20 protein-coding genes are annotated in these 22,451 nt (G+C 62.8%); 2 read left to right on the top strand and 18 right to left on the bottom strand.

The genetic code is table 11. The features are described from left to right. Positions 1 to 59: 59 nt before the first annotated feature. From nuoF to GV001_RS13920, 17 genes are all read right to left on the bottom strand, one after another. On the bottom strand, positions 60 to 1,415 hold the full coding sequence (gene nuoF, locus GV001_RS14000; protein ID WP_160080841.1) for an NADH-quinone oxidoreductase subunit NuoF: 1,356 nt from the start codon (positions 1,413 to 1,415) through the stop codon (positions 60 to 62). Then, positions 1,412 to 1,912, bottom strand: coding sequence for an NADH-quinone oxidoreductase subunit NuoE (nuoE, locus tag GV001_RS13995; protein WP_178091864.1), 501 nt, complete (start codon positions 1,910 to 1,912; stop codon positions 1,412 to 1,414). The genes nuoF and nuoE overlap by 4 nt, the downstream gene beginning before the upstream one ends. Then, positions 1,909 to 3,690: an NADH-quinone oxidoreductase subunit C/D gene (gene nuoC, locus GV001_RS13990; protein WP_160080837.1), complete on the bottom strand. Its 1,782-nt coding sequence runs from the start codon at positions 3,688 to 3,690 to the stop codon at positions 1,909 to 1,911. The genes nuoE and nuoC overlap by 4 nt, the downstream gene beginning before the upstream one ends. A 58-nt stretch (positions 3,691 to 3,748) precedes the next feature. Further along, entirely contained in the window at positions 3,749 to 4,426 is a 678-nt protein-coding gene (locus GV001_RS13985) for an NADH-quinone oxidoreductase subunit B family protein (RefSeq protein WP_160080835.1), read from the bottom strand. A gap of 10 nt (positions 4,427 to 4,436) precedes the next feature. After that, positions 4,437 to 4,850, bottom strand: a complete 414-nt coding sequence (locus GV001_RS13980) for an NADH-quinone oxidoreductase subunit A (protein WP_160080833.1) — start codon at positions 4,848 to 4,850, stop codon at positions 4,437 to 4,439. A gap of 777 nt (positions 4,851 to 5,627) precedes the next feature. After that, positions 5,628 to 7,223, bottom strand: coding sequence for an isocitrate lyase (locus GV001_RS13975; RefSeq protein WP_160080831.1), 1,596 nt, complete (start codon positions 7,221 to 7,223; stop codon positions 5,628 to 5,630). A 471-nt stretch (positions 7,224 to 7,694) separates the two neighbouring features. Further along, positions 7,695 to 8,504 carry a secretin N-terminal domain-containing protein gene (locus GV001_RS13970; RefSeq protein WP_160080829.1) on the bottom strand — a complete coding sequence of 270 codons (810 nt, stop codon included), beginning with the start codon at positions 8,502 to 8,504 and terminating at the stop codon, positions 7,695 to 7,697. Then, positions 8,501 to 9,130 (bottom strand): histone acetyltransferase HPA2, encoded by a 630-nt coding sequence (locus tag GV001_RS13965; protein WP_160080827.1) that lies wholly within the window; start codon positions 9,128 to 9,130, stop codon positions 8,501 to 8,503. Before GV001_RS13965 ends, GV001_RS13970 begins: the two co-directional genes overlap by 4 nt. Before the next feature lie 44 nt (positions 9,131 to 9,174). Next, positions 9,175 to 9,600 (bottom strand): GNAT family N-acetyltransferase, encoded by a 426-nt coding sequence (locus GV001_RS13960; RefSeq protein ID WP_160080825.1) that lies wholly within the window; start codon positions 9,598 to 9,600, stop codon positions 9,175 to 9,177. Next, on the bottom strand, positions 9,593 to 10,759 hold the full coding sequence (locus GV001_RS13955) for a cupin domain-containing protein (protein ID WP_160080823.1): 1,167 nt from the start codon (positions 10,757 to 10,759) through the stop codon (positions 9,593 to 9,595). The genes GV001_RS13960 and GV001_RS13955 overlap by 8 nt, the downstream gene beginning before the upstream one ends. 60 nt (positions 10,760 to 10,819) lie before the next feature. After that, positions 10,820 to 12,190 (bottom strand): adenylosuccinate lyase, encoded by a 1,371-nt coding sequence (gene purB, locus GV001_RS13950; RefSeq protein WP_160080821.1) that lies wholly within the window; start codon positions 12,188 to 12,190, stop codon positions 10,820 to 10,822. A 344-nt stretch (positions 12,191 to 12,534) separates the two neighbouring features. Then, a complete protein-coding gene (locus GV001_RS13945) occupies positions 12,535 to 14,049 on the bottom strand; it encodes a M28 family metallopeptidase (protein WP_178091827.1) in 1,515 nt (504 codons plus the stop codon). A 448-nt stretch (positions 14,050 to 14,497) separates the two neighbouring features. Further along, positions 14,498 to 15,361, bottom strand: a complete 864-nt coding sequence (locus GV001_RS13940) for a DMT family transporter (protein WP_160080819.1) — start codon at positions 15,359 to 15,361, stop codon at positions 14,498 to 14,500. 1 nt (position 15,362) lies between these two features. Further along, positions 15,363 to 15,983, bottom strand: coding sequence for a high frequency lysogenization protein HflD (hflD, locus tag GV001_RS13935; RefSeq protein WP_160080817.1), 621 nt, complete (start codon positions 15,981 to 15,983; stop codon positions 15,363 to 15,365). Beyond that, entirely contained in the window at positions 15,980 to 17,110 is a 1,131-nt protein-coding gene (mnmA, locus tag GV001_RS13930) for a tRNA 2-thiouridine(34) synthase MnmA (protein WP_160080815.1), read from the bottom strand. The genes hflD and mnmA overlap by 4 nt, the downstream gene beginning before the upstream one ends. A 64-nt stretch (positions 17,111 to 17,174) precedes the next feature. After that, the gene (locus tag GV001_RS13925) at positions 17,175 to 17,621 is read right to left on the bottom strand and encodes an NUDIX hydrolase (RefSeq protein ID WP_160080813.1); all 447 of its coding nucleotides are present in this window, start codon (positions 17,619 to 17,621) and stop codon (positions 17,175 to 17,177) included. A 99-nt stretch (positions 17,622 to 17,720) separates the two neighbouring features. Then, the gene (locus GV001_RS13920; protein WP_160080811.1) at positions 17,721 to 19,946 is read right to left on the bottom strand and encodes an NADP-dependent isocitrate dehydrogenase; all 2,226 of its coding nucleotides are present in this window, start codon (positions 19,944 to 19,946) and stop codon (positions 17,721 to 17,723) included. Between the two features lie 330 nt (positions 19,947 to 20,276). Between GV001_RS13920 and icd the strand changes: the two genes are divergently transcribed. After that, positions 20,277 to 21,530, top strand: coding sequence for an NADP-dependent isocitrate dehydrogenase (icd, locus tag GV001_RS13915; RefSeq protein ID WP_160080809.1), 1,254 nt, complete (start codon positions 20,277 to 20,279; stop codon positions 21,528 to 21,530). Positions 21,531 to 21,592: 62 nt separating this feature from the next. Here the strand turns inward: icd and cspD are convergent, their stop codons facing one another. Next, entirely contained in the window at positions 21,593 to 21,856 is a 264-nt protein-coding gene (gene cspD / locus GV001_RS13910) for a cold shock domain-containing protein CspD (RefSeq protein WP_160080807.1), read from the bottom strand. 231 nt (positions 21,857 to 22,087) lie between these two features. On the opposite strand from cspD, the gene clpS reads away from it, so the two are divergent. Then, complete coding sequence (clpS, locus tag GV001_RS13905) at positions 22,088 to 22,450, top strand: ATP-dependent Clp protease adapter ClpS (protein ID WP_160080805.1); 363 nt, start codon at positions 22,088 to 22,090, stop codon at positions 22,448 to 22,450. The last annotated feature ends 1 nt before the right edge of the window (position 22,451 follow it).

Raw genomic sequence — 22,451 nt, 5'->3', positions numbered from 1 at the left:
GGCTAATGGAATCACGCTGTGTCGCGGGGCCAGGTCAGTGGCCGCCGTAACGCCAATCTTCACGCTGGGGCGAATTGCCCCGCGCTGGCCGGGGCGCTCGAGCTGGCCACGCCAGCCTCGAACTCCGGACGGAAATACTTGATCGCACTGCCCAGCGGTTCGACGGCGCCCGGTGCATGGGCGCAGAAGGTCTTGCCGGGGCCGAGGAAGTTGACCAGGCCGAGCAGGGTCTCGATGTCCTCGGCGCTGCCTTGGCCACGCTCCAGGGCGCGCAGCATCTTCACGCTCCACGGCAGGCCGTCGCGGCATGGGGTGCACCAGCCGCAGGACTCGCGGGCGAAGAACTCTTCCATGTTGCGCAGCAGGGCGACCATGTTCACCGAGTCATCGATGGCCAGGGCCAGACCGGTACCCATGCGGGTGCCGACCTTGGCGATACCGCCGGCATACATCAGCGCATCCAGGTGTTCCGGCAGCAGGAAGCCGGTACCGGCGCCACCGGGCTGCCAGGCTTTCAGCTTGTAGCCGTCGCGCATGCCGCCGGCGTAGTCCTCGAACAGCTCGCGGGCCGGCAGGCCGAACGGCAGTTCCCACAGGCCGGGGTTCTTCACCTTGCCGGAGAAACCCATCAGCTTGGTGCCGTGGTCTTCGCTGTCCGGGCGGGCCAGGCTCTTGTACCAGTCGACGCCGTTGGCGACGATGGCCGGCACGTTGCACAGGGTCTCGACGTTGTTGACGCAGGTCGGCTTGCCCCACACACCGACTGCGGCGGGGAAGGGCGGCTTGGAGCGCGGGTTGGCGCGACGGCCTTCCAGGGAGTTGATCAGCGCTGTTTCTTCACCGCAGATATAGCGGCCGGCACCGGTGTGGACGAACAGCTCGAAGTCGAAGCCGCTGCCGAGGATGTTCTTGCCCAGCAGGCCGGCGGCCTTGGCTTCCTCGATGGCGCGATTGAGGTTGGCGGCCGCGTCGACGTACTCGCCGCGCAGGAAGATGTAGCCGCGGTAGGCCTTGAGCGCGCGCGCGCTGATCAGCATGCCTTCCACCAGCAGGTGCGGCAGCTGCTCCATGAGCATGCGGTCCTTCCAGGTGTTCGGCTCCATTTCGTCCGCGTTGCACAGCAGGTAGCGGATGTTCATGGATTCGTCGGCCGGCATCAGGCCCCACTTCACGCCGGTGGGGAAGCCCGCACCGCCGCGGCCCTTGAGGCCGGAGTCCTTGACCGTCTGCACGATATCGGCCTGGGCCATTTCGGCGAGGGCCTTGCGCGCGGCGGCGTAGCCGTTCTTCGCCTGGTATTCCTCCAGCCATACCGGCTGGGCGTCGTCGCGCAGGCGCCAGGTCAGCGGATGGGTCTCTTCGCTGCGGGCGATGCGGTTGGCCGGGCCGATGGAGGTCAGCGTCTTGATGCTCATGCGTAGGCCTCCAGCAGTTGGACGATGCCATTGGCATCGAGGTTGCCGTAGGTGTCGTCGTCGATCATCACCGCCGGGGCCTTGTCGCAGTTGCCCAGGCAGCACACCGGCAGCAGGGTGAAGCGGCCGTCGGCAGTGGTCTGGCCGGGGGCAATGCCGAGCTTGTCCTTGAGGCTGCCGAGCAGGCTTTCGTGGCCGCCGACGAAGCAGGTCATGCTGTCGCAGACGCGGATGATGTGGCGACCCACCGGCTGGCGGAAGATCTGACTATAGAAGGTGGCCACGCCTTCGACGTCGCTGGCCGGAATGCCGAGGATCGAGCCGATGGCATCGGCGGCGCCGTCCGGCACCCAGCCGCGGGCCTTCTGCACGATCTTCAGGGCTTCGATGGACGCCGCGCGCGGGTCCTCGTAGTGGTGCATCTCGTGCTCGATGGCCGAGCGCTCGGCTTCGCTGAGGGCGAAGCGATCAGTCTGGATAAGCGTGCTCATAATCAGCGGTCCACGTCGGCCATAACGAAGTCGATACTGCCCAGATAGGCGATGAGGTCGGCCACCATGCTGCCGCGGATCACAGAGGGGATCTGTTGCAGGTGGGCGAAGCTCGGGGTGCGGATCCGGGTGCGGTAGCTCATGGTGCTGCCGTCGCTGGTCAGGTAATAGCTGTTGATGCCCTTGGTCGCCTCGATCATCTGGAAGCTCTCGTTGGCCGGCATGACCGGGCCCCAGGAAACCTGCAGGAAGTGGGTGATCAGGGTCTCGATGTGTTGCAGCGTGCGCTCTTTCGGCGGCGGCGTGGTCAGCGGGTGATCCGCCTTGTACGGGCCTTCCGGCATGTTGCGCAGGCACTGATCGATGATGCGGATGCTCTGGCGCATCTCTTCCACGCGCACCATGCAGCGGTCGTAGGCGTCGCCGTTGTGCGCCAGCGGCACTTCGAACTCGAAGTTTTCGTAGCCAGAGTACGGGCGCGCCTTGCGCAGGTCGAAGTCACAGCCGGTGGAGCGCAGGCCGGCACCGGTGACGCCCCATTCCAGGGCTTCCTTGGTGTTGTACTGCGCCACGCCGACGGTGCGGCCCTTGAGGATGCTGTTCTTCAGCGCGGCCTTGGTGTACTCGTCGAGGCGCTTGGGCAGCCAGTCGACGAATTCCTTTACCAGCTTGTCCCAGCCGCGCGGCAGGTCGTGGGCGACGCCGCCGATGCGGTACCAGGCCGGGTGCAGGCGAAAGCCGGTGATGGCTTCGATCACCTTGTAGGCGCGCTGGCGGTCGGTGAAGGTGAAGAACACCGGAGTCATCGCCCCGACGTCCTGGATATAAGTGCCGAGGAACAGCAGGTGGCTGGTGATGCGGAAGAACTCGGCCAGCATGACGCGGATGAAGTCGACGCGCTGTGGCACCTTGATCCCGGCCAGCTTCTCGACCGACAGGACGTAGGGCAGATTGTTCATCACCCCGCCGAGGTAGTCGATGCGGTCGGTGTAGGGGATGAAGCTGTGCCAGGACTGGCGCTCGGCCATCTTCTCTGCGCCGCGGTGGTGGTAACCGATCTCCGGCACGCAGTCGACGATCTCTTCGCCATCGAGCTGCAGGATGATGCGGAACGCGCCGTGGGCGGACGGATGGTTGGGGCCGAGGTTGAGGAACATGTAGTCCTCATGCTCGCCGCCACGCTTCATGCCCCAGTCTTCCGGCTTGAAGCGCGCTGCTTCTTCTTCCAGCTGCTGCTTGGCCAGGTTCAGGCTGTACGGGTCGAATTCGGTGGCGCGCGCCGGGTAGTCCTTGCGCAGCGGGTGACCTTCCCAGGTCGGCGGCATCATGATGCGGGTCAGGTGCGGGTGGCCGCTGAAGGTGATGCCGTACAGGTCCCAGACTTCACGCTCGTACCAGTTGGCGTTGGGCCAGATGCCGGTGACGCTGGGCAGGCTGAGGTCGCCTTCTTTCAGGGCAACCTTGATCATGATGTCGCTGTTACGCTCGAGCGACATCAGGTGGTAGAACACCGTGAAGTCGGCGCCCGGCAGGCCGCGACGCTGGGTGCGCAGGCGCTCGTCGACGCCATGCAGGTCATACAGCATGACGTAGGGGCGCGGCAGGTTGCGCAGGAAGGTCAGGACATTGATCAGGCGATCACGGGAAACCCACAGCACCGGCATGCCGGTGCGGGTGCTCTGGACGGTAAAAGTCTCGGCACCAAAACGGGAATTGAGCTCGACGACCACGTCTTGGTCATCGGCTTTGTATGGCGGTATGGACAGAATGCTGTCTGCAGTCATGGTCTCGGTCGCTATCGGTCAACGGCGTCAGTGAGCGGGCTCGTACGGGAGCCCGGGCTCACACTTCGTCGGGGCTGCGCAGGTTGGTGACAGCTATGCGCTGTTCGCGGCGCAGTTCTTTCTGCGAAGGCATTTCGGCACGGTAGATGCCTTGATCGCCCACGACCCAGGACAGCGGACGACGCTCCTTGCCGATGGACTCCTGCAGCAGCATCAGGCCTTGCAGGAACGCTTCGGGGCGGGGCGGGCAGCCGGGAATGTAGACGTCGACCGGAAGGAACTTGTCGACCCCCTGAACCACCGAGTAGATATCGTACATACCGCCGGAGTTGGCGCACGAACCCATGGAGATCACCCACTTGGGCTCCAGCATCTGCTCGTACAGACGCTGGATGATCGGCGCCATCTTGATGAAGCAGGTGCCGGCGATGACCATGAAGTCGGCCTGGCGCGGGGACGCACGAATGACTTCCGCGCCGAAGCGCGCGATATCGTGGGGCGCAGTGAAGGCCGTGGTCATTTCCACGTAGCAGCAGGACAGGCCGAAGTTGTACGGCCACAGGGAGTTCTTGCGACCCCAGTTCACCGCACCGTTGAGAACATCCTCGAGCTTGCCCATGTAGATGTTCTTGTGGACCTGATCTTCTAGCAGCGGGTCGGAGACAGTCTCCCGCTCGCCGACCGGATACTGCTCGTTAGGCGCATCCGGATCGATCCGAGTAAGTTTGTATTGCATTGCCAAAGCCTCATTGTTTTAGCTTCGCCTGCCGATTGCGACGGCCCTCGGGTGCCCAGTCGAGCGCGCCGATACGCCAAAGATAGACAAGACCTGCCAACAGAATTGCTATGAAAACTGTAGCTTCGATCAGACCGGCCCAGCCGCTTTCGCGCACCGAGACTGCCCAAGCGAAGAGAAAGAGGGCTTCAACATCGAAGATCACGAAGAGCATCGCGACCAGATAGAACTTCGCCGAGAGGCGTAGACGGGCCGTGCCGGTAGGCAGCATGCCGGATTCGAAGGGGTCATTCTTGCTCCGCCCCCAGGCCCGGCTGCCGAGCAGGCTGGAAACACCGAGCATGAACGCGATGAGCCCGAAGACGCCGAGCAGGAAAATGGCAAAAGCCCAGTTGTGGGACATGGTCGTTACCGCATCAGGCATGCCGCTTCTCCTTGGATTAAGGGACGGCCTTCTATTTATATGGAGAGCCCCGATCCGGAGCCCTGCAAAGTATGGGCGCAATTTTATGCGCGCAGGGCAAGGTAAGTAAATTTTTCTGAATAAAAAAATGAACGGAGGCGGACGGTCAAATAGGGCGTTCATGGCTGTAACGCAGGCCCTATAACCCCTGCAGAGTGCTCTACTCCTTTGGTAGTACGCCTAAATTGACGTTTTTTGACTCCGCAGTGACGCCTTTGTGAAAGCTATCTGTCCGTAATTGTTTACGCGGCACTCTATTGACCGCCGATCAGGAACAAGTTTTTTGTCTGCAGGGGACGTAAAACATTCGGTGCTGGCCTGGGTAGTTTGTACAAATGTTCGTCAGTGAGGCGGGTGTGGGAGTCGGGCGGCGCTTTTCAGCTTGTCAGTTTTCCGGTTGTGCTCGGTGTCGGCTATTGGCGAGTGCGAGCGGGCGTGATGGGATTCTGGCTATGCTGGCGCAGGAGTCTGGCTCTTGCAGATGCGTTGCCAGGCGCTGCGGCTCATGCTGAGTCATGGTGGGCGTGTGAGTCTTGAGTGATGGGGTTCGCTGGGCGTTCTGTGCGGGGCATGTGAGGCTGGTGGGCGGGCGACTCTTTTCGGAGCTGAGGGGCGATGTAGTGGCAGCTTCTCTTTGCTACCGCTTGCGCAAAAAACAAACCCCAGCATCGCTGCTGGGGTTTGTCTGGCAACACTCTCGAGCAGGGGCGTGGCTCTGTCCGAGAAAACCGGTTCCTATTAGTGGAACTGGTTCATGGTGTTGTCTTTACCAGAGGCCTTCAGAGCGGCTTCGCCAGCGAAGTACTCTTTGTGGTTGTCGCCGATATCGGAGCCAGCCATGTTCTGGTGCTTGACGCAGGCGATGCCCTGACGCAGTTCTTCACGCTGCACGCCTTTCACGTAGGCCAGCATGCCCTGGTCTGCGAAGTAACCCTTGGCCAGGTTGTCGGTGGACAGCGCGGCGGTGTGGTAGGTCGGCAGAGTGATCAGGTGGTGGAAGATGCCGGCATGAGCCGAACCGTCGCGCTGGAAGGTGCGGATCTTCTCGTCGGCAACCTGGGCCAGTTCGGTGGCATCGTACTCGATGCTCATCAGCTTGGCGCGGTCGTAGGCGGAAACGTCTTTGCCTTCGGCAACGAACGCATCGAATACCTGCTGACGGAAGTTCAGGGTCCAGTTGAAGGACGGGCTGTTGTTGTAAACCAGCTTGGCGTTCGGGATGACCTTGCGGATCTCGTTAACCATGGCAGCGATCTGACCAACGTGCGGCTTCTCGGTTTCGATCCACAGCAGGTCGGCACCGTTCTGCAGCGAGGTGATGCAGTCCAGTACGCAGCGCGCTTCACCGGTGCCAGCACGGAACTGGAACAGGTTGGACGGCAGGCGCTTCGGACGCAGCAGCTTGCCTTCGCGGTTCAGAACGACGTCGCCGTTCTTCAGCTCGGCGGCGGAAACTTCTTCGCAATCCAGGAAGGAGTTGTACTGGTCGCCCAGGTCGCCCGGAGCGTTGGTTACGGCGATCTGCTTGGTCAGGCCGGCACCCAGGGAGTCGGTACGAGCAACGATCACGCCGTTGTCGATGCCCAGTTCCAGGAAGGCGTAGCGAACGGCAGCGATCTTGGCCAGGAAGTCGGCGTGCGGAACGGTGACTTTGCCGTCTTGGTGACCGCACTGCTTCTCGTCGGAAACCTGGTTTTCGATCTGGATGCAGCAAGCGCCTGCTTCGATCATGCGCTTGGCCAGCAGGTAGGTGGCTTCCGGGTTACCGAAGCCGGCGTCGATGTCGGCGATGATCGGTACGATGTGGGTTTCGTAGTTGTCGATCTGGGCTTGCAGTTCGGCTTCTTTGGCCTTGTCGCCAGCAGCGCGGGCAGCGTCAACGGCGGTGAACAGCAGGTCCAGTTCACGGCTGTCAGCCTGGCGCAGGAAGGTGTACAGCTCTTCGATCAGGTCGGAGACGGCAGTCTTCTCGTGCATCGACTGGTCCGGCAGCGGGCCGAAGTCGGAACGCAGGGCGGCAACCATCCAGCCGGACAGGTACAGGTAGCGCTTGTTGGTGGTCTTCAGGTGCTTCTTGATCGAAATCAGCTTCTGCTGACCGATGAAGCCGTGCCAGCAACCCAGCGACTGGGTGTAGACGGACGAGTCGGCGTCGTACTCGGCCATGTCTTTGCGCATGATGTCAGCGGTGTACTGGGCGATTTCCAGGCCGGTCTTGAAGCGGTTCTGGGCGCGCATGCGGGCCACGGATTCCGGGTTGATAGCGCTCCAGCTGCTGCCTGCGGCTTCTTTCAGGGCGGCAACGGCTTTGATGTCGTTTTGATAAGCTGACATGGTCAATCCTTCAAAGTGTGAGTTTGGTTGAGCACCGACTTCCCACCCAAAACCAACGTGCAAAAAACTTGCTGTTGCGGGCGACACAAAACAGAACGCCGAAATATCGACAGGGACGAGAGCAGAACGCGGAGGAGGGGGTGACGAGACAAACAGTCCGCAACCGAGTCGTCTGCTGACTTGCCGGCATGGCTAGTCGAGGCAGGCGCTGACTGGTCAAACGGTCTGGCTGATACGCTGGCTTCCCCGTCCCTCAGGACAACTTTCGTTCCAGTCGCAACCTCGTCGAAACGCCTTGTGGGCTGTTAAAACACGGATCGTTCCGAATGGTGGTACGGAGCCGATCTGGAGGCCCCTTGACGGAGCCCCTGGCTAGCGGGAGCGGGGCCATGATGCCCTTCAAAGAGGGTTGCGTCAACGATTTTGTAGTGTCCGTGCGTCGCCACTACACGGCCAGCCAGAGCCCTCGCGTCAGTCCAGCGCGTCGACCTTGATGCGCATGCTCATGTCGTTGGCGCCCTGGGTGGAGTGGCGGCGCAGGAAGCCGCTGTCGTCGTTCTGGCTCTGCTCGCTGACTCCGCCGAGGGAGATCCATTCGCCCAGGCGCCCGCTGACGCGGGTGTCGGTGCTCTGCACATCGATCACTCCGGGTTGCGAACGGTTCATGCGATCGTTGTTGCTGCTGATGCTGACGTGGACCCTGTCCCCGGTCACGCTGGCAGTGACGTAGAAGCCCTGGGTGACATTGCGGTACTCGGTGTTCTGCGAGATCTGCCCGTAGGGACCGATGCTGGTACTGGTCAGCGGCACACTCTGGCCGACCTGGATCAGGGCCGGGTAGCCTTCGGTGGTCTGCACCTGCTGGATGCCACCGTTGCGGCTGTCGGTGGAGCGGCGAATGATGCGCACCTGGTCGCGGCCGTGGACTTCGCCGCGGCCGGCTTCGATCTCCACATTGCCGGCACTGGCGGAGCCGTTGACGGCATAGCCTTCGCTGTCCTGATAGCCCGATTCGCTGGTGTCGACGCTGATCAGAAGGCGGCGTGGCGCGGTGTCCAACTGGCTGAGCAGCTCGCGAATCTCCTGGATTTTCTCCGCCGAGGCATTGACCACCAGCTGGTTGCCATAGGCGCTGACCTTGCCCTGGCCATCGAGTACCGACTGCACCACCGGAATCACCTCGTCGGCGGTACGGTAGTTCAGCGGCAGCAGTTCGGTGGCGGCCTGCAGCGGCAGGCACAGAGCCAGCAGCAGGCTGGCTAGGCAGGTACGCAAGGTCATAGCAGAAAGCTCCGTAGGTCGGGGTCGAGCACGCTGGTGTTCCAGGCCTGGTCGAATTGTGCCTGTTGCTGGCGCACGCGTGCCGGGTCGTTATACCAGGCGTAGCCGGCCCAGACATCGGCCAGCGGGCGCAGGAGCAGGCCGTGCGCATCGGCCAGCAGGTAGGCGCTTTCTTCGCTGGGCAGGTCGGGGTTGAGGCGGCGGATGTGCAGGTTGCTGGTCAGTCGCCGGCCCAGGTTGAGCAGGCGGTGGCCGAGACCGACCGGGCGGCTGACGTCGCGCACCAGGATGCGCAGGCGATTTCTCGGGCTGGCCAGGAGCAGGCGGGTGCAGGCCTCCTGCACGCTGCTGTGGTTGTACAGCCAGGGTTCCAGATCCGGGGTGTACAGGCACAGGCTGTGCCGGCTCTGTTGCAGCAGGGCCAGGGCGTGGGCCTGGGCCTCTTCGGCGCTGGCGAAGCGCTGCAGACGGGTCTCGCCGCCCAGCGCGAAGGGCGCCGGTTCGCGTCGTACGGGGCTGGGGATCTCGGGCTGTGGATTGTGCACGGCGAAACGCCCCGGCGAGTGGAAGTCGATGGCCGGCAGGTCGGGCTCGCTTTCGTTCGGCGGGGCGTCTTCTGGGTTCATCGCTACCTCTGGGCGCCGTGGCAGGGGGGGGCGCTGCTTACAGGCTAGTCGCTATGGCGCACCATCAGTACGTGGGGGATGCCGGCCTCCAGGTATTCGGTGCCCTCGCTGTGGAAGCCGAGGCGTTCATAGAATGCCGTGGCATGCACCTGGGCGCTGAGCTTCTGTTCACGCTGGCCGCGCTTTTCCGCCTCGGCGATGGCGGCGTGCATCAGTGCGTCGCCGACTTTCAGGCCGCGCCAGTCCTTGAGTACAGAAACTCGGCCGATCTGGCCGTCGGCCAGCAGGCGGGCGGTGCCGATCGGGTAGTCGCCTTCCAGGGCGAGGAAGTGCACGGCCTCACTGTCTTCATCATCCCATTCGAGTTCGGCCGGTACGGCCTGTTCGGCAATGAATACCGCTTCGCGGATGCGGCGCAGCTCGGCGTTGTCCTTCTGCCAGCTGGCGAGGCGGACGTGGATGTCATTCATCGGCAAACTCCAGACTGCCTTGTTTGACCAATTCGCAGAGCAGCTTACGCCCCTCTTCATCGGCGAGCCATTGACCGAGGTTGTCGGCGTGCAGGGCGTCGGCGGCGCAGATCAGGCGCAGCAGATCCTTCAGGTTGGCTGGCAGCAGGCGACTCTGGCCGCTGGCGAACAGCACCAGGCCGACATCCACTTCGCTCCAGGCCATGCGCGCGCTGGGGTTGCGCACCAGTACCGCGCCTTGCTCGATGGCGGCGAGGAACTCGTCGTCGTCGACTTCGGTGCCGGCGATCAGTTCCGGATAGCGCGGCTCGGTCATGAACTGGCCGAACCAGGTCAGCAGCAGGCGCTCGTCGCCCATGTGCTCGGCCAGCAGGGCTTTCAGTCGGTCGAGGGCATCGCGCTGGATCTGGTGCGGGTCGGCGGTCGGCGTGGTGCCGGCGTCGCTGTAGCGCTCTTCGTCCGGCAGGAACTGGGCGAGGAAGTCGGTGAAGTGGGTCAGCACTTCGGCGGCGCTGGGCGCGCGGAAGCCCACCGAATAGGTCATGCAGTCGTCCTCGGCGGTGCCGAAGTGGGCCAGGCGCGGTGGCAGGTAGAGCATGTCGCCGGGCTCAAGCACCCACTCGTCGGTCTGCGCGAAGTCGGCGAGGATGCGCAGGTCGCTGTGTTCCAGCAGGGCGCTGTCGGCATCGCACATTTGGCCGATGCGCCAGCGACGCTGGCCGTGGGCCTGGAGGAGGAACACGTCGTAGTTGTCGTAGTGCGGGCCGACGCCGCCGCCGGGCGCAGCGAAGCTGACCATGACGTCGTCGATGCGCCAGCTGGGCAGGAAGTTGAACTGCTTGAGCAGTTCGGCGACTTCCGGGACGAACTGGTCGACGGCCTGCACCAGCAGGGTCCAGTCGTGCTCCGGCAGCTGGCCGAAGGCATCCTCGGCGAACGGGCCGCGGCGCAGTTCCCAGGGGCGCTCGCCGTGTTCGATGACCAGGCGCGACTCGACTTCTTCTTCCAGGGCCAGGCCGGCCAGTTCGTCCGGGCTGACCGGGCTTTCGAAATCAGGGATGGCCTGGCGAATCAGCAGAGGTTTCTTCTGCCAGTAGTCGCGCAGGAACTCACGGGCTGTAAGACCGCCGAGCAGTTGAAGAGGTACATCAGTAGTCATGTGCAAGCCTTTGAAATAAAAACGCCCGGCACAGCCGGGCGTGCAAAAGAGATGCGTCTGTCAGACGCGCTTGGCCTGGGCTACGGCGTTGCCGATGTAGTTGGCCGGGGTCAGTTGCTTGAGTTCTGCCTTGGCGGCGGCCGGCATGTCCAGGCCGTCGATGAAGGCGAGCAGGGCGTCCGGGCTGATGCCCTTGCCGCGGGTCAGCTCCTTGAGCTTCTCGTAGGGGTTCTCGATGGCGTAGCGGCGCATCACGGTCTGGATCGGTTCGGCGAGGACTTCCCAGCAGGCATCCAGGTCGGCGGCGATGCGCGCCTCGTTCAGCTCCAGCTTGCCGATGCCCTTGAGGCTGGCTTCATAGGCGATGACGCTGTGGGCGAAGCCGACACCGAGGTTGCGCAGCACGGTGGAGTCGGTCAGGTCGCGCTGCCAGCGGGAGATCGGCAGCTTGCTGGCCAGATGCTGGAACAGCGCGTTGGCGATGCCCAGGTTGCCTTCGGAGTTCTCGAAATCGATCGGGTTGACCTTGTGCGGCATGGTCGAGGAGCCGATTTCACCAGCCACGGTCTTCTGCTTGAAGTAGCCGAGGGAGATATAGCCCCAGATGTCGCGGTCGAAGTCGATGAGGATGGTGTTGAAGCGGGCGATGGCGTCGAACAGCTCGGCGATGTAGTCGTGCGGTTCGATCTGGGTGGTGTAGGGGTTGAACTGCAGGCCCAGGTCGCCTTCGATGAACTGCTTGGCGTTGGCCTCCCAGTCGATCTGCGGGTAGGCGGACAGGTGGGCGTTGTAGTTGCCCACGGCGCCGTTGATCTTGCCCAGCAGCGGCACGGCGGCCACCTGGGCGATCTGCCGCTCCAGGCGGTAGACGACGTTGGCCAGTTCCTTGCCCAGGGTGGTCGGCGAAGCCGGCTGGCCGTGGGTGCGCGACAGCATCGGCACGTCGGCGAACTTGATCGCCAGCTCGCGGATGGCCGCGGCGATCTGCTTCATCAGCGGCAGCAGCACGCCGTCACGGCCTTCGCGCAGCATCAGGGCGTGGGACAGGTTGTTTATGTCCTCGCTGGTGCAGGCGAAGTGGATAAATTCGCTGACCGCGGCCAGTTCCGGCAGCTTGGCGGCCTGTTCCTTGAGCAGGTACTCCACGGCTTTGACGTCGTGGTTGGTGGTGCGCTCGATCTCTTTCACACGCTCGGCGTGCTCGACGGCGAAGTTGTCAGCCAACTCGTTGAGGATGGCCTGGGCTTCGGCGGAGAAGGGCGCGACTTCGGCGACGCCTTCGTGGGCGGCCAGGCGCTGCAGCCAGCGGACTTCGACCATGACGCGGAAACGGATCAGGCCGTATTCGCTGAAGATCGGGCGCAGGGCGCTGGTTTTGGAGGCGTAACGGCCATCAACGGGGGAAACCGCGGTGAGCGAGGAGAGCTGCATGGAGGCGTTCTCGGACTGTCGGTCAACGAAAAGGGCGCACATCATACATGAAATCGTGACGCAGGCCGTAGCCTGAAGGTTGCCGGTCCGGGCAATCGGAGCTGGACGTACAGCTTTGCGAAGATGCAACCGAAGCCGCAGGGGCATTCGGCCAACTACCTGTCAGTCGGCGCACCGCCCTGAACCTCATCCACCAGAATGACCGTCGCACGCCGAGTATCGGCCGCCGCAGATGGCCTTGCGCGAACGATAACTGCTGCTGTCGGCGGTGACGGCATCTGCAATGTTTGGCTGTCGAACGCCTGGCTCCATGCCGGGAGGCTGGGCCTCCCGGCTACTACGCCTCAGCGGCGCAGTTTGTTGCCCTGGTAGTCGAGTGCGTCAGCGGTTTTCTGCGCCTTGTCCGAGCCCTTGTCGGTGCCATTGACCGACGAACTAGTCATCGCGAAGGTGTAGAGCGCATGAGCCGCGGCATCGGACATCTGGTCCAGCGCCTCGTCACTGTTGTTGGCATAGGTGTCGCAGGCCTGATGGTAGCAGGGGTCGTACGGAACTCCGGCGGTTCCACCGTAGATCGCCGCCTGCTCGGCGGTTTTGATCTCCTCAGCACCGGTGAAGAGGCCGCCGGCCGGAATGCCCACCGCGATGAAGGGGCCATAGTCGGAGCGACCATCGAAGGCGGTCGCTTCGACCGGCAAGCCCTGACCGGTGAAGTAGTCGAGGAAGACTCGCTCGATATTGCCGGAGCCGTTGGGGCCCGCAGTTCCGGTCGCCGAGCCGTCACCGTCGTAAACGAAGCGCACGAAGTTGGGCGAGCCGATCATGTCGAAGTTGAGGTTGACGGCGATGTTCTTGATGTCGCGCGCACTCAGGCTGTCGACGTAGGCCTGGGAACCGTACAGCCCGGCCTCCTCGGCCCCCCACCAGGCGAAGCGCAGCTGGTTGACGGGCTCGATCCCCATTTTTGCCAGCTGCAGCGCCATTTCGAGCAGTGCCGCCGAGCCGCTGCCGTTGTCATTGATACCGGGGCCTTCCGGCACCGAGTCGAGGTGCGCGCCGACCACCACGACGCGATCGTTGCGCCCTCCGGGTGTTTCGGCAATCAGGTTTTCGGTGCTGCGAAGCTCCGAGATGGCGTCGACGAGGATGCGGGCCACCACCCCCTCTGCCGCCAGTTCCTCGCCGACGGCGAAGGCGGCGCCGACCACCGGTATGCTGACGGACGGTTCACCGAGGGTGCCGCTGAAGGCCTCGGTACGATCCGCCTGGCCCTCGTTGAAGATCACCACGCCGCTCGCGCCCGCCGCTTCGGCATTCTGTGCCTTCAGCAAAAAGCTGCAGGTGCCGCGCTGGATGATGGCGATATTGCCGGGCGTGAAGCCGGCAAAGTCCTCCGCCTCGCAGCCGCTGGTCGAGCTGTTAGCCGTGGCGGCCGGGGGCAGCTGCAGGTCGACGCCTTCGGCGGTGCTGGTAACCGCGCCGGCGCTGGAGTATTCCATGGTGAGGAAGCCGGCGACGTCGGAGTAGGGGTACACAGTGGCCACTGGCGCCACTTGTTCGAGCTGTGCGGCTGACAGTTCCTCGAAGTAGGGGAATTCAAAGGGCTGCACCGTCACGTAGTAGCCGGCGGATTCGACCAGCCCCCTGATATGGTCGCGGGAGGCCTCATAGCCCGGCGTCGCCGCGGCGCGCGTACCGCCATTGGCATCGGCGATGGCTTGAAGGTCTGCCTGATGCACGCGCACGCCTTGTGGCGTAATGGTCGCGCGGAAGATTTCGGTATCGACCGGGACGGCCGCAGTGCTCTGCTGAGCGGCGAGGAGGGCTGCTGTCAGCAGCGTCAGCTTCATCGTTCTCATGGGGAGGGCTCCTGTGTGAAAAAATCTCACCGAAGACAACGCCTTTGAGCACTTCAGTGGCCATGGTCGCCTGGCCGACTGCCATTTCAATTCCATCCATTGCCGTGTCAGGCTGCTTGGGAAGCGTAGAGCAAATCCCGGCAACTGCTAGCAGGGCAATTGCGCTATAGCGGCCCTGCTGGTAGCGGGCAGGTCGCCTGCCTGACGCGTGGGCACGACTCGGCCAATGGTCGACAGACCAGTCCGTTCGCCGCACGACCTCAGCCAGCCCCGTTCATCGTTCAGGCTTTGGCGGCATATTGCGGCGAGGATCGACAAGGTTGGGGGCGTGGGGCTGGAATTGGCCGGCAGGCGGGCATGATTGGCCAGCAGGGGCGGTTGCCCTTTCCAGGATCTGGAGCAACGCTCGAAGGGAAGAGTGAGGTGGCGCGATTGCCCTGCTCGCCGTTCAGCCGGCGCGCCGGGGGATCGACAACAGGCTGGCGGCGAAGATCAGTGCGGCGCCGAGCAGCGAGGTCAGGTCGGGCATTTCGCCCCAGCGCAGCCAGGCGATCAGCCCGGCAAAGACGATGGCCAGGTAGGCGATCGGGCCGATGATGCCTGGCGGGGCCAGGGCGTAAGCCTTGGACATGACGATCTGGCTGACGGTGGCGAGCAGGCCGATCACCAGCAGCAGGCCCAGGTCGTGGCTGTCTAGCGCCTGCCAGGCCCAGGTCAGCGGGATGGCGGAGATTAGCGTGCTGAACAAGGCGAAGTAGAAGACGATGCGAAAGGCCGGTTCGGTATTGCTCATCTCGCGGATCGAGACGAAGGCGAAGGCGGCCAGAATGCTGGCAGCCAGGCCGACCAGTGCCTGGCTGTCGAGCAGCGCCTGGCTGGGTTTGGCCACCAGCAGTACGCCGATCAGGCCGATGGCGGTGGTCAGCAGCATGCGCCGGGTCAGCGGCTCTTTCAGCCACCACCAGGCCAGGACCGGGGTGAACACCGGGGCCGAGTAGGTGAACAGCATGGCGTCGGCCAGCGGCAGGTGGGCGATGGCGTAGAAGAAGCAGTACATCGCCGCCAGGCCGTAGGTGGTGCGCCACAGGTGGGACTTCAGGCGGGTGGTTTTGAGTGGCTGGGCGCCCTTGAGCAGCACCAGCGGCAGGAAGAACAGCACGCCGACCAGGTTGCGGAAGAACACCACCGACTCGTTGTTGACGCTGAGCGAGACTTCGCGGATGCCGACGCCCATTAGCGAGAACAGCAGGGCGGAAAGCGCCAGCAGCAGGGCGCCCTGGGCTGGCTTGCTGCTGCGCGAGGGTGGATTCATGTCAGCCGCGCAGCAGCGGGTAGAGTTCCTTGAGCAGCTTGCGGCGACCTAGCACCAGTTGCCAGCGGCTGCCGCCGAGCTGCCGCCACAGGCGCGCCGAGCGGATGCCGGTAAGCAGCAGGGCGCGGATCTTCGCCGCGTTGCCGGCCTGCTGCAGGAAGCGCATGTCGCCCTGCACCTGGATGCGCTGGCGGAAGGTGCTGATGGTGTCCTGATACAGGGCGCCGCAGGAGGAAATCACGTTCTCGTGGGTCAGGCCGAAGTGGCCGACCTGTTGCTGGATCTGATCCAGGCGGCTGCCGATCACCTGCAGCAGGTCGTCGCGTTTGGCCAGCTGGCGCTCCAGGCCGAGCAGGGCCAGGGCATAGCGCAGCGGCTCGCGCTGCAGGCTCGCCGGGTTGCGTTCGAGGGCACTGGCCAGGGCCTTGTAGCCTTCGCGCAGGTTGAGGTCGTCGCCGCCGTAGACGTCCAGGGTGTTCTTCGGGTCGCGTACCAGCAGGCTGCCGAGCAGGCAGCTGATGTCGGCTTCGCTGGCCTGGCCGGTGCGGGCGATCTTGTCGACCAGGGTGGTGGCTTCGAAGACGGCGGCCAGCGCGGTCAGTTGTTCCTGAATCGGGTTCATACCAGGCCGGCTCCGGCAAACCAGGGTTCGGCGCTCTCGATCACGCCGCCGCCGAGGCAGACTTCGCCATCGTAGAACACCACGGACTGGCCGGGGGTGACGGCGCGTTGCGGCTCGGTGAACACGGCGCGGTAGCCGTCAGCGGTCTGTTCCAGGGTGCAGGCCTGGTCGCTCTGCCGGTAACGCACCTTGGCGGTGAGCTGGCGCGGGCTGCTCAGGTCGAGCGGGTTGACCCAGTAGATCTCCGAGGCGAGCAGGGCGCGGCTGAACAGCCAGGGGTGGTCGTTGCCCTGGCCGACCAGCAGCACGTTGCGCTTGAGGTCCTTGGCCAGCACGTACCAGGGCTCGTCGCCGGCATCCTTGAGGCCACCAATGCCGAGGCCCTGGCGCTGGCCGATGGTGTGGTACATCAGGCCGTGATGGCGGCCGATGATCTCGCCCTCGGTGGTCTCGATATCGCCGGGTTGGGCCGGCAGGTACTGCTTGAGGAAGTCGCTGAAGCGTCGTTCGCCGATGAAGCAGATGCCGGTGGAGTCCTTCTTCTTGGCGGTGGCCAGTTCGTATTTCTCGGCGATGGCGCGTACCTGGGGTTTTTCCAGTTCGCCGACCGGGAACAGGGTGCGGCCGATCTGCTCGCCGCCAACGGCGTGCAGGAAGTAGCTCTGATCCTTGTTCGGGTCGAGGCCCTTGAGCAGCTCGCTGCGGCCGTCGATGTCGCGGCGGCGCACGTAGTGGCCAGTGGCGATCAGGTCGGCCCCCAGGCTCAGGGCGTAATCGAGGAAGGCTTTGAACTTGATCTCGCGGTTGCACAGGATGTCCGGATTCGGTGTGCGCCCGGCCTTGTACTCGGCGAGGAAGTGCTCGAACACGTTGTCCCAGTATTCGGCGGCGAAGTTGGCGGTGTGCAGCTTGATGCCGATCTTGTCGCACACGGCCTGGGCGTCGGCCAGGTCGGCCATGGCGGTGCAGTATTCGGTGCCGTCGTCCTCTTCCCAGTTTTTCATGAACAGGCCTTCCACCTGGTAACCCTGTTCGAGCAGCAGGAGAGCGGACACCGAGGAATCCACGCCGCCGGACATGCCGACGATTACGCGTTGTTGGGTCGGGGCTGGGGTGGTGCTGGACATAAGAATCAGAAGTGGTGACTGCAGAAGGGCGCGATTCTAGCAGGCACGGGGGCCCGGCGGCGAATCAGGCGGGATCGCGGATCAGGCTGAGCGGGAAACGCTCGCCCGCCAGGTAATCGTCGATACAGCGCAATACCAGCTGGCTGCGCCAGCGCTCGGGTTGGCCGGCCAGCTCATCGCGGGTCAGCCAGCGCGGGCCGATGATGCCGTCGTCCAGCGGACTGTCCGCCAAGTGGCGCACCGGCTTGGCCGCGAAGCACACGCGCTGGTAAGTCACGCCGTTACTCGGGGCTGTGTAGAGATAGATGCCGGTCACGGCGGTCAGTTCGACCTGCCAGCCGGTTTCTTCGAGGGTTTCGCGCAAAGCGGCATCGATGAGACTTTCGTCGGCTTCCAGATGGCCGGCAGGCTGGTTGAATACCGCCCGGCCGCCGGCCAGCTCTTCGACCAGCAGGAAACGTCCCTGGTCTTCGACCACGGTGGCCACCGTGACATGAGGCGTAAAGCGCATGAGGGCACTCCTGAAAAAACGTAATGATAAGGCGCCGCAGGCCGTAAAAAGAAACCCCGGACATTGGCCCGGGGTTTGCTGTTACAGCATCAAGCGATTTCAGGCCAGGCTGTCGATCGCTGCGTTGAAGGTGGCGCTGGGGCGCATCACCTGACTGGTCAGTTGCGGGTTCGAACGGTAGTAGCCGCCGATGTCCACAGCCTTGCCCTGGGCACCGTTCAGTTCAGCAACGATGGTCGCTTCCTGCTCGGTCAGGGTCTTGGCCAGCGGAGTGAAGTGAGCCTTCAGTTCGGCGTCATCATCCTGTGCGGCCAGGGCCTGGGCCCAGTACAGTGCCAGGTAGAAGTGGCTGCCACGGTTGTCCAGTTCGCCAACCTTGCGCGCCGGGGACTTGTTGTTGTCGAGCAGCTTGCCGGTGGCTTCGTCGAGTGTCTTGGCGAGCAGCTTGGCCTTGGTGTTGCCGGTCTTGATGCCGGTTTCTTCCAGGGAAACGGCCAAGGCCAGGAACTCGCCCAGGGAATCCCAGCGCAGGCAGTTTTCTTCCACCAGTTGCTGTACGTGTTTTGGCGCCGAACCACCGGCTCCTGTCTCGTACATGCCACCACCGGCCATCAGCGGGACGATGGACAGCATCTTGGCCGAGGTGCCCAGTTCCATGATCGGGAACAGGTCGGTCAGGTAATCGCGCAGGACGTTACCAGTCACCGAAATGGTGTCCAGACCGCGCATCTGGCGTTCCATGCTGGCGCGGATGGCCTCGTTGTAGCCCATGATGCTGATGTTCAGGCCCTTCAGGTCGTAGTCCTGCAGGTAAAGCTCCACCTTTTTCTGTAGTTCGCGATCGTGGGCGCGCTCCGGATCCAGCCAGAAGATGGCCGGGGTGTTGGACTGGCGAGCGCGAGTGACGGCCAGCTTGACCCAGTCGCGGATCGGCGCGTCCTTGGTCTGGCAGGCGCGCCAGATGTCGCCGGCTTCCACTTGGTGCTGCATCAGCACAGTGCCATCGGCTGCCACGACGCGCATGGTGCCGTCGGTGGTCATTTCGAAAGTTTTGTCGTGAGAGCCGTACTCCTCGGCTTTCTGTGCCATCAGGCCGACGTTAGGCACGCTACCCATAGTGGTTGGGTCGAAGGCGCCGTTGGTTTTGCAGAAGTTGATCATCTCCTGATAGATGCGTGCGTAGGTGCTCTCAGGCATGACGGCTTTGGTGTCTTTTTGCTTGCCGTCTTTGCCCCACATCTGGCCGGAGTTACGGATCATCGCAGGCATCGAGGCGTCGACGATCACGTCGCTGGGTATGTGCAGGTTGGTGATGCCCTTGACCGAGTCGACCATAGCCATTTCCGGGCGATGGCTGTAGACCTCGTGGATGTCGTGGAGGATTTCTTCCTGCTGCGAAGCTGGCAGTGATTTGATCTTGTCGTAGACGCTGCTGATGCCGTTGTTCGGGTTGACGCCCAATTCCTTGAACAGGTCGCCGTATTTGTCGAACACGTCCTTGTAGTAAACGCTGACGGCATGGCCGAAAACGATCGGGTGGGAGACCTTCATCATGGTCGCCTTGACGTGCAGGGACCACATGACGCCGGTTTCCTTGCAATCCTGCAGGGTCTTCTCGAAGAAGTCGCACAGCTTGCGGCAGCTCATGAACATGCTGTCGAGCACTTCGCCTTCCTGCAGGGCGAGTTGTTTTTTGACCTCGACCTTGCCGTCCTTGCCAACGAACTCGATGCGCACGTCGCCGGCCTTGGCCATGGTGATTGACTGCTCGCTGGAGAAGAAGTCGCCGCCGCGCATGTAGTCGGCATGGGAGCGGGAGGCCATACTCCATTTACCCATGGAGTGTGGGTGTTTGCGGGCATAGGCCTTCACGGCGGCCGGGGCGCGGCGATCGGAGTTGCCTTCGCGCAGAACCGGGTTCACGGCACTGCCCAGGATTTTGGCATAGCGTGCACGGATTTCTTTGTCTTCGTCGCTCTGCGGATCTTCCGGGAAGTTCGGTACGTCATAGCCCAGGGCCTGCAGTTCGGCGATGGCGCCTTTCAATTGCGGCACGGAGGCACTGATGTTCGGCAGCTTGATGATGTTGGCGTCCGGCGAGGTGGCCAGTACCGCCAGGTAGGCCAGATCGTCTTCGATGCGCTTGTCTGCTGCAAGCTTGTCGGCGAATGAGGCCAGGATGCGTCCTGCAAGAGAGATGTCGCGCGTTTCGACTTCAATGTCGGCGGAGGCGGCGAAGGCTTTTACGATGGGAAGAAGCGAAAAAGTGGCCAGGGCCGGGGCTTCATCGGTAAACGTGTAGGTAATCTTCGAGCGGGTGGACATATCGGCTTGACTCTCTCGTTGCAGAGCGTGCGCAGATTCTCGTGGGCGCTGGATGAGCGCTTTCGTTCAGGGTCACCAGTGAAGCGAAATTCGAGAATTGGCCGCGGTGAGGTTTATGTACCAACGGGGTGCAATCGATTGAATCGCTGTGGCAATTCAACCGTGACCAGAGCCGCCGCCCACTCTGTGGCGGTCGGTTTGTCGCGAGCGAGTATATCCCGCGAATGGGTATACGACTTCACCTTCGACGACAGTTGTATATGGTCAATAGGTCTGCGTGGATTACACTGGTTCGGCTAGATGCTTTCCAACCACAACACGGAGTCCAGCATGGGATACCAAAAGATCCAGATTCCAGCCGGTGACAAAATCACCGTCAACGCCGACATGTCCCTGAACGTGCCGAACAATCCGATCATTCCTTTTATCGAAGGTGATGGCATTGGCGTTGATATCAGCCCGGTGATGATCAAGGTCGTCGACGCTGCCGTCGAAAAAGCCTACGGCGGCGCGCGCAAGATTTCCTGGATGGAAGTCTACGCCGGCGAGAAAGCTACCCAGGTCTACGACCAGGACACCTGGCTGCCGAAAGAAACCCTGGAAGCCGTACGTGACTACGTTGTTTCCATCAAGGGCCCGCTGACCACTCCAGTCGGTGGCGGCATCCGTTCGCTGAACGTGGCCCTGCGCCAGGAGCTGGATCTGTATGTCTGCCTGCGCCCGGTGCGCTGGTTCGAAGGCGTGCCGAGCCCGGTGAAGAAGCCTGGCGATGTCGACATGACCATCTTCCGTGAAAACTCCGAAGACATTTATGCCGGTATCGAGTGGAAAGCCGGCTCGCCCGAGGCGAACAAGGTCATCAAGTTCCTGAAGGAAGAAATGGGCGTCACCAAGATCCGTTTCGACCAGGACTGCGGTATCGGCGTCAAGCCGGTTTCCAAGGAAGGCACCAAGCGCCTGGCGCGCAAGGCTCTGCAGTACGCCGTCGACAACGACCGTGACTCGCTGACCATCGTGCACAAAGGCAACATCATGAAGTTCACCGAAGGTGCCTTCAAGGATTGGAGCTACGAAGTCGCACGTGACGAGTTCGGTGCCGAGCTGCTGGATGGCGGCCCGTGGATGCAGTTCAAGAACCCGAAGACCGGCAAGAACATCGTGGTCAAGGACGCCATCGCCGACGCCATGCTGCAGCAGATCCTGCTGCGTCCGGCCGAGTACGACGTGATCGCCACCCTGAACCTGAATGGTGACTACCTGTCCGACGCCCTGGCGGCCGAGGTGGGTGGTATCGGTATCGCGCCGGGTGCCAACCTGTCCGACACCATCGCCATGTTCGAGGCGACCCACGGTACTGCGCCGAAGTATGCCGGCCTGGACAAGGTCAACCCGGGTTCGCTGATCCTCTCCGCCGAGATGATGCTGCGCCACATGGGCTGGACCGAGGCGGCCGACCTGATCATCAAGGGCACCAACGGTGCCATCGCCGCGAAGACCGTGACCTACGACTTCGAGCGCCTGATGGAAGGTGCCGAGCTGCTGTCCTGCTCGCAGTTCGGTGATGCCATGATCGCCAAGATGTAAGGCGACCAGTGGCAACAAAAAAGGCCGGTCATATGACCGGCCTTTTTATTTCAGGCTCTTAATCAGGCTTCTACCGGTACGCTCTGTGGCGAGCTGCTGGTCGCCGGCGTTTCATTGGTAGCCTGGGCGGCGCTGATATTCACGGCGTGCAGGCCCTTGGGACCTTGCAGAATATCGAAGCTTACCGGTTGGCCGGCCTTGAGAGTTTTGTAACCGTCCATCTGGATGGCCGAGTAGTGGGCGAACAGGTCCTCATCTCGGCCATCGGCCACGATGAACCCGTAGCCCTTGGCGTTGTTGAACCACTTGACCTTACCGCTAAGCATGCTGACATCCCTCTGCAAAGGACTCCATCTCTGGAGTATCATCCACTTCAGTCCCGCGCATGCAATCAACCGGGCTGGGCGAATGCGCGGAACCCCGATACCCGAGACGGGTACTAACTGTTTTTAACACCCTTTTGCCGTTAGTCAAGGCGCTTCGGCGGCTGGCTGAGAAGCCGGTCATAAACCTGTCTAGCATCCCTGTTCGCTCAGCCATGAAGCATTCAATTTCGCATGCATGCAAGTAGCCAGATTCGTCTAACATTCAATCAGGATCGTCCCGCAACGCGCGAGGACGAGGGTTCCGGTCTGGCCGTTCAGGAAGCCAAGCCGTTGCTGCAGGCGCCGCCGATGTACAAGGTGCTGCTGTTCAACGACGACTACACGCCGATGGACTTCGTGGTCGAGGTGTTGGAGTTGTTCTTCAACCACAATCGCGAGCTGGCCACCAAGATCATGCTGACCGTCCATACAGAGGGGCGGGCAATCTGCGGTCTGTATACCCGCGATATCGCAGAAACCAAGGCCATGCAGGTCAACCAGTACGCCCGGGAAAGCCAGCATCCGCTACTCTGTGAGATAGAGAAGGACGGTTAAT

This window comes from Pseudomonas sp. 8AS (assembly GCF_902506505.1).
Lineage (GTDB): Bacteria > Pseudomonadota > Gammaproteobacteria > Pseudomonadales > Pseudomonadaceae > Aquipseudomonas.
This window is presented reverse-complemented; position numbering and strand designations above follow the sequence as displayed.

Bases quoted from the DNA above. Each gene is read 5' to 3' on its own strand.
- nuoF (WP_160080841.1), bottom strand. From the start codon at position 1,415: ATGAGCATCAAGACGCTGACCTCCATCGGCCCGGCCAACCGCATCGCC.
- nuoC (WP_160080837.1), bottom strand. From the start codon at position 3,690: ATGACTGCAGACAGCATTCTGTCCATACCGCCATACAAAGCCGATGAC.
- GV001_RS13985 (WP_160080835.1), bottom strand. From the start codon at position 4,426: ATGCAATACAAACTTACTCGGATCGATCCGGATGCGCCTAACGAGCAG.
- GV001_RS13980 (WP_160080833.1), bottom strand. From the start codon at position 4,850: ATGCCTGATGCGGTAACGACCATGTCCCACAACTGGGCTTTTGCCATT.
- GV001_RS13975 (WP_160080831.1), bottom strand. From the start codon at position 7,223: ATGTCAGCTTATCAAAACGACATCAAAGCCGTTGCCGCCCTGAAAGAA.
- GV001_RS13970 (WP_160080829.1), bottom strand. From the start codon at position 8,504: ATGACCTTGCGTACCTGCCTAGCCAGCCTGCTGCTGGCTCTGTGCCTG.
- GV001_RS13965 (WP_160080827.1), bottom strand. From the start codon at position 9,130: ATGAACCCAGAAGACGCCCCGCCGAACGAAAGCGAGCCCGACCTGCCG.
- GV001_RS13960 (WP_160080825.1), bottom strand. From the start codon at position 9,600: ATGAATGACATCCACGTCCGCCTCGCCAGCTGGCAGAAGGACAACGCC.
- GV001_RS13955 (WP_160080823.1), bottom strand. From the start codon at position 10,759: ATGACTACTGATGTACCTCTTCAACTGCTCGGCGGTCTTACAGCCCGT.
- purB (WP_160080821.1), bottom strand. From the start codon at position 12,190: ATGCAGCTCTCCTCGCTCACCGCGGTTTCCCCCGTTGATGGCCGTTAC.
- GV001_RS13945 (WP_178091827.1), bottom strand. From the start codon at position 14,049: ATGAGAACGATGAAGCTGACGCTGCTGACAGCAGCCCTCCTCGCCGCT.
- GV001_RS13940 (WP_160080819.1), bottom strand. From the start codon at position 15,361: ATGAATCCACCCTCGCGCAGCAGCAAGCCAGCCCAGGGCGCCCTGCTG.
- hflD (WP_160080817.1), bottom strand. From the start codon at position 15,983: ATGAACCCGATTCAGGAACAACTGACCGCGCTGGCCGCCGTCTTCGAA.
- mnmA (WP_160080815.1), bottom strand. From the start codon at position 17,110: ATGTCCAGCACCACCCCAGCCCCGACCCAACAACGCGTAATCGTCGGC.
- GV001_RS13925 (WP_160080813.1), bottom strand. From the start codon at position 17,621: ATGCGCTTTACGCCTCATGTCACGGTGGCCACCGTGGTCGAAGACCAG.
- GV001_RS13920 (WP_160080811.1), bottom strand. From the start codon at position 19,946: ATGTCCACCCGCTCGAAGATTACCTACACGTTTACCGATGAAGCCCCG.
- icd (WP_160080809.1), top strand. From the start codon at position 20,277: ATGGGATACCAAAAGATCCAGATTCCAGCCGGTGACAAAATCACCGTC.
- cspD (WP_160080807.1), bottom strand. From the start codon at position 21,856: ATGCTTAGCGGTAAGGTCAAGTGGTTCAACAACGCCAAGGGCTACGGG.
- clpS (WP_160080805.1), top strand. From the start codon at position 22,088: ATGCATGCAAGTAGCCAGATTCGTCTAACATTCAATCAGGATCGTCCC.